Source organism: Mesorhizobium sp. (assembly GCF_017306585.1).
Classification (GTDB): domain Bacteria; phylum Pseudomonadota; class Alphaproteobacteria; order Rhizobiales; family Rhizobiaceae; genus Mesorhizobium.
Genome location: NZ_JAFKIC010000090.1, coordinates 1 through 5,489, shown reverse-complemented (window position 1 = coordinate 5,489; position 5,489 = coordinate 1). Strand labels below are relative to the sequence as shown.

General features: G+C 64.6%; 7 protein-coding genes. 6 read left to right on the top strand and 1 reads right to left on the bottom strand.

Annotation, left to right across the window (positions count from 1 at the left end; all coding sequences use genetic code 11):
* The coding region (locus J0I79_RS03190) for a sulfite exporter TauE/SafE family protein (protein WP_292855279.1) at nt 1-572 on the bottom strand (572 nt) is incomplete at its 3' end.
* A gap of 322 nt (nt 573-894) precedes the next feature.
* Between J0I79_RS03190 and rplS the strand changes: the two genes are divergently transcribed.
* The 6 genes from rplS to J0I79_RS03160 all read left to right on the top strand — a co-directional run bounded on the left by rplS (nt 895) and on the right by J0I79_RS03160 (nt 5,304).
* Nucleotides 895-1,434 (top strand): 50S ribosomal protein L19, encoded by a 540-nt coding sequence (rplS, locus tag J0I79_RS03185; RefSeq protein ID WP_292855278.1) that lies wholly within the window; start codon nt 895-897, stop codon nt 1,432-1,434.
* A gap of 187 nt (nt 1,435-1,621) precedes the next feature.
* The gene (locus J0I79_RS03180; RefSeq protein ID WP_292855277.1) at nt 1,622-2,035 is read left to right on the top strand and encodes an organic hydroperoxide resistance protein; all 414 of its coding nucleotides are present in this window, start codon (nt 1,622-1,624) and stop codon (nt 2,033-2,035) included.
* Nucleotides 2,032-2,571, top strand: coding sequence for a MarR family transcriptional regulator (locus tag J0I79_RS03175; RefSeq protein ID WP_292855276.1), 540 nt, complete (start codon nt 2,032-2,034; stop codon nt 2,569-2,571). Before J0I79_RS03180 ends, J0I79_RS03175 begins: the two co-directional genes overlap by 4 nt.
* A gap of 173 nt (nt 2,572-2,744) precedes the next feature.
* Entirely contained in the window at nt 2,745-3,542 is a 798-nt protein-coding gene (locus tag J0I79_RS03170; protein ID WP_292855275.1) for a transporter substrate-binding domain-containing protein, read from the top strand.
* A 259-nt stretch (nt 3,543-3,801) separates the two neighbouring features.
* Complete coding sequence (locus tag J0I79_RS03165; protein ID WP_292855274.1) at nt 3,802-4,614, top strand: amino acid ABC transporter permease; 813 nt, start codon at nt 3,802-3,804, stop codon at nt 4,612-4,614.
* 54 nt (nt 4,615-4,668) lie between these two features.
* Nucleotides 4,669-5,304, top strand: a complete 636-nt coding sequence (locus J0I79_RS03160; RefSeq protein WP_292855273.1) for a class I SAM-dependent methyltransferase — start codon at nt 4,669-4,671, stop codon at nt 5,302-5,304.
* Nucleotides 5,305-5,489 lie beyond the last annotated feature (185 nt).

The following is a 5,489-nucleotide window of genomic DNA, read 5'->3' as shown; positions in this document are numbered from 1 at the left end:
ATGGCGATGGCGGCGATGACCACGGCCAGCATGGTCTTCAGCGCGTTGAGCCGGTGATAGTCGCCGGCCTGGGTGAGGCCGAGCGTGGCGAGCATCATGACACCCATGCCGGCGCCGAAGAAGCCGCCATAGATGGATGTCACGAACTGCGCGAGCGCGCCGGCGACGGAGCCGACGGATGTCCCGTCGTCGGGACGAGGCGCCGGCTTCAGCCAGGGTCCGGCGGCGAAAAGCGCGGTCGCGGCAATCAGCAGCCACGGCACGAGCGCGCGAAAGGAAGGGTTGGACAGCGCCAGAAGGATGAGCGAGCCGGCCAGCGCGCCGCAGGCGGAGATCGCGCACAAAAGCAGAGCCTGGCGCCAGAAATGCCTGATGTCGTCGAGATAGGCGAGTGTGGAGGTGACGTAGCCCGGAAATTGCGTCACCGAGGAGGTGGCGTTGGCGACGATCGGCGGCACGCCGACCAGCGTCATGGCGCCGAAGGTGACGAAAGTGCCGCCGCCGGCAACGGCATTGACCGCGCCCGAGACGAACCCGGCGAAGAACAGCAGCACGGCATCGAAGAGCGTCATTGCGAAGCGCCGAGGATGATACGCTCCCGGCTTAGAAAGCCCGGACGGCCCGCGCAACCCGGCAGGGCGGCATTATCATGGTGCCATGGCGCAAAAAATAGGCTTCAAAGGCGTGACAAAGCGGCGAAATAGCTGTATGTGCCCGCCCGAACCGGAAGAACAATCTCCCGGGACCCGTCAACAATGACGGTGTAGTCGCCCCTGCCCGATGTTTTCAGGACGGATGTCCCGGAGCCAAAAGGCATAGCCGAGCGGTTCAGGGAACTGCAAGGCGAGAGCAGGGCGCTCTGACTGTCGGAAGAACAAGAAGTGGATTTTTGAGATGGATCTCATCCGTCAGCTCGAGGCCGAACAGGCCGCCAAGATCGAAGCCAAGCGCAAGCTTCCCGAATTCCAGCCCGGCGACACCGTGCGCGTCCAGGTCCGCGTGACCGAAGGCACCCGTACCCGCGTCCAGGCCTATGAGGGCGTCGTCATCGCCCGCTCCGGCGCCGGCTTCCAGGAAAATTTCACCGTCCGCAAGATCTCCTACGGCGAAGGCGTCGAGCGCGTGTTCCCGGTCTACTCGCCGATGGTCGAGGGCGTCGAGATCGTGCGTCGCGGCAAGGTGCGTCGCGCCAAGCTCTATTACCTGCGCGACCGTCGCGGCAAGTCGGCCCGTATTTCGGAGAACACCGGCGTGCGCGCCCGCAAGCTCAACGATGAAGAGCGCGATGCACTGAACGCCGAGAAGGCCCGTATCGAAGCCGAGAAGGTTGCCGCAGCCCAGGCGCTGGAAGCCGAGATGGCCGCCAAGGAAGCCGCCGAGAAGAAGGCCGCCGCCGAGGCAGCCGCGGCTGCTGAAGCGACCCCCGCCGAATAAGATTTCTTGGGACTGATTTTCGAAAAGGCGGCTTCGGCCGCCTTTTTTCGTTTGGCGCAACCCAACGTCGTCATTCCAGGGCGAAGCAGGAGCGAAGCTCCGTCGCGGAGACCCTGGAATCCAGAGTTGACATCCATTTATCTTGTGTACTAAATAATTGCATACAAGATAAATGGAGATATGCGAGATGGCACTCTACACCACACAGGCGCACGTCACGGGCGGCCGCGCCGGCCATGGCGAGACCAGCGACGGTCTGCTCAAGGTCGATCTGGCGATGCCGAAGGAGCTCGGCGGGCCGGGTGGCGCCACCAATCCCGAGCAGCTTTTCGCCATCGGCTATGCCGCCTGTTTCGAAAGCGCCATCCGCTTCGTCGCGCGCAAGCAGAAGCTGCCGCTGGCGGATGCGGGGGTAACCTCGACCGTCAGCCTCCTGCCCGATGGCGAGGGCTTCAAGCTCGGCGTCGCACTGGCGGCGGAGACGAAAGGCCTTGATCAGGCGGCGGCGGAAGCGCTTGTATCGGAAGCGCACAAGATCTGCCCCTACTCCAATGCGATCAGGGGGAATGTCGAGGTGGCGCTCTCGGTAAAGGCGGCATGACGGCGGAAATCGAAACGAAGACGAGCGAGGTCCCGGCGCGGAACGCCGGGACCATTGCCGTGCCGAAGCTCGACCAGCAGCTTTGCTTCGCGCTCTATTCGGCGAGCGGGCTGATGACCAAGGTCTACCGGCCGCTGCTGGCGCCGCTTGGCCTGACTTATCCGCAATATCTGGTGATGCTGGCGCTCTGGGAGCGCGCACCGAGCATTGTGGGCGACCTTGGTGAAGCGCTCGGCCTTGATTCGGCGACGCTGACGCCGCTGCTCAAGCGGATGGAAGCCGGCGGCCTGGTCACGCGCCGCCGCGACCCGGCCGACGAGCGCCGGGTGCTGGTCGAACCGACCGCCAAAGGCGAGGCGCTGCGCGGCGCCATGAAGGACGTGACATCGGCGCTGGCCTGCAGCGTGCCGCTGAAGCCTGGCGAGGTGAAAGCCCTGCACGCCACACTCACCCAGCTTGTCGCCGGCCTGCGAGACGCCACGGCCGATGACCGCTCGACGGACGTGGACGTCGCGGTCTCCGACAAAGGCCCCTGACTCTTCCGAAATCCGTGGCCCGAAATCCTGGGAATCAAGGCATCCGAATCCGTTTTCGCACGGGCTGACGCAGCGGAGCGTCTTGCATGACGCATGCGGAAAGCTAAAGTCGGCGCCGTATTTTCCTGCAAGCCCGGCAATATCCGGGCGCTTTCAATTTCCGGGAGTGTGTGATGACTAAGTCGAAACTGCTGCTGGCCGGCCTGCTGGCCCTCGTCCTGGCGCCTGTCGCCGCCTTCGCGCAGGCCTTGCCCGATCTCGGCGGCAAGAAGGTCGTGGTGGTGACCGAAAACGCCTATCCGCCGCTGCAGTTCATCGATGCCAAGACGGGCAAGCAGATCGGCTGGGAATATGACGCGATGAACGAGATCGCCAAGCGGCTGAACTTCAAGGTCGAGTACCAGAACACCTCCTGGGACGCGATGATCCAGGCGGTTTCCGACAACCAGTACAATATCGGCATGACCGGCATCACCATCAAGGACGACCGCAAGGCGAAGGTCGACTTCTCCGACCCCTATATGCGTTCGGAACAGTTCATGCTGGTGCGCGGCGACGAAAGCCGCTTCACCGACGCCAAGACGTTCGGCGCCTTCAAGGACGGGCTGATCGGCGCGCAGCCGGGCACGACGCCGTTCTACACCGCCGTCTACAGCGTGCTCGACGGCAACGAGCAGAACCCGCGCATCAAGCTGTTCGAGACCTTCGGCGCCACCGTGCAGGCGTTGAAGTCGGGCGACGTCGACGTGGTGCTGACCGACGGCACGGCCGGCAAGGGCTATGTCGACGCCTCCGAGGGCAAGCTGAAGCTGATCGGCGGGCCGCTCGGCTCGGAGGATTTCGGCTTCATCTTCCCCAAGGGCTCGGATCTGGTGAAGCCCGTCAACGCCGCGATCGCCGCGCTCAAGGCCGACGGCACGTTCGACGCGCTGAACAAGAAGTGGTTCCTTGACTACAAGATGGGGCAGTAGGGCTATTTGTTGAGATTGGTGCGGTAAGGAACATCACGCTGACCTTGCGCCAAGTCCCCCCTCTCTGGCCTGCCGGCCATCTCCCCCTCAAGGGAGGAGCTTGGCCGCTTCAGCGCTGGCGCTCTCTTTGCTGCGCCGGTGATTGGCGAAAGCATGGGCGACATCTGATCTCCCCCCTAGAGGGGGAGATGGCCGGCAGGCCAGAGAGGGGGGCCTGGGCACCGCCCTTTCGGGGCTTCCTGTCAGGCGAAACCGCCTAATGCCCGCCGCACCCTCCACGACCAAATCCGAATTCCCCTGGTGGCTGGCCGTCGCCGCCGTGCTGGCGTTGGCGGCGGCGCTGTTCATCGCGACGAGCGACCTCTACGCCCAGGTGTTCGCGACCGTTGCCAAAGGAATCGGCATCACCGTCTTCGTCACCGTGGTGGCCTTCGCGCTGGCCTCGATCATCGGCCTCGGCGTCGCGCTGATGGGCCTGTCGGGCTCGCAATGGCTGCGCCAGATCGCGCGCTTCTATGTCGAGATCATCCGCGGCGTGCCGATCCTGGTGCTGTTGTTCTGGATCGCTTTCGCCGGCGCGCCGGCCATCGTTGCGGCGTGGAACGCGTTGACCGCACCGCTGCAAAGCGCCGGCTATCTCGGCGAGCTTCTGGTGCGCGACGTCTCGCTGTTGTGGCGCGCCATCATGGCGCTGACCATCGGCTATTCCGCCTTCATCTCGGAGGTTTTCCGCGCCGGCATCCAGTCGGTGGAGAAAGGCCAGATCGAGGCCGCCAAGGCGCTCGGTCTGACGCGCGTGCAGCGCTTCCGGCTGATCGTGTTCCCGCAAGCGATCCGCACCATCCTGCCGCCGCTCGGCAATGATTTCGTCGCCCTGGTCAAGGATTCCTCGCTGGTCTCGGTGCTCGGCGTCGCCGACATCACCCAGATGGGCAAGGTCTACGCGGCGGGCTCGTTCCGTTTCTTCGAGACCTATTCGATCGTCGCCTATATCTACCTCATCCTGACCGTCGGGCTGTCGCTGTCGCTGAGAGCCCTGGAGCGGCGCCTGCGCCGCCAGCACGAGGAATAGTTTTTCGGCAAGCGCCGCGCTACGATCCTCGGCATGTTTCGCTGAGGAGGTTTCATGATCGTCGACAAGGCCAATGCGGCGCTCGATTCTGTCTATGGCGCCGACACGCCCGAAACGCTGGCGCAGGCCTATGCCGCCTGGGCCGCGACCTATGACAGCGAGACCGCCTCGCTCGGGTATCTCCTGCCGTTCCTGATCACCGCCTGGGTGGCGCGCCACGTGCCTTCGGGGCAAGGTCCGCTGCTCGACGCCGGCTGCGGCACCGGCCTGTCGGGTCCGTCGCTGAAGGCGCTGGGCTATGGCGACATCGCCGGGCTGGACCTCTCCGACGACATGCTGAAGCTCGCCGGCAGCCGCAACGCCTATAGCGAGCTGAAAAAGGCGATGCTCGGCGGCCCTTTGCCATGGCCCGATGGCCATTTCCGTGCCTTCTTCTCGACCGGCGTCTTCACCATCAGCCACGCGCCGGCGTCGGGCCTGCACGAGCTCGTGCGCATCACCAGAAAGGGCGGCCACGCCATCTTCACCGTGCGCGACCAGGTGTTCGAGAGCGGCGGTTTTCAGGCCGTGTTCGATGAGTTGCGCCAGGCCGGGAAATGGCGGCTGGTGGAGGAAAGTCCATGGTTCCGCTGCTATGCGATCGCCGAGCCGGACGCACTGGTGAAGACGTTTGTGTTCGAGGTGGTTTGACCAAGCTTGGCGCCTTTCCTCGCCCCCGCGTAAGCGGGGGAGAGGTGGCCCGGCGAAGCCGGGACGGAGCGGGGGGCGACCTTCGCGACACCAGATCTGTTGCAAAATAAGGCGCAAGATCGAAGGGTTTGAGGCGATCAGGGGCCCTAAACTGCAGACGCCGCGCAGGCCCCTCTCCGTCCCGG

What these genes read in the sequence shown, in the direction of transcription:
- J0I79_RS03180 (WP_292855277.1), top strand. Translation starts at nt 1,622, where the DNA reads ATGGCACTCTACACCACACAGGCGCACGTCACGGGCGGCCGCGCCGGC.
- J0I79_RS03170 (WP_292855275.1), top strand. Translation starts at nt 2,745, where the DNA reads ATGACTAAGTCGAAACTGCTGCTGGCCGGCCTGCTGGCCCTCGTCCTG.
- J0I79_RS03160 (WP_292855273.1), top strand. Translation starts at nt 4,669, where the DNA reads ATGATCGTCGACAAGGCCAATGCGGCGCTCGATTCTGTCTATGGCGCC.
- J0I79_RS03165 (WP_292855274.1), top strand. Translation starts at nt 3,802, where the DNA reads ATGCCCGCCGCACCCTCCACGACCAAATCCGAATTCCCCTGGTGGCTG.
- rplS (WP_292855278.1), top strand. Translation starts at nt 895, where the DNA reads ATGGATCTCATCCGTCAGCTCGAGGCCGAACAGGCCGCCAAGATCGAA.
- J0I79_RS03175 (WP_292855276.1), top strand. Translation starts at nt 2,032, where the DNA reads ATGACGGCGGAAATCGAAACGAAGACGAGCGAGGTCCCGGCGCGGAAC.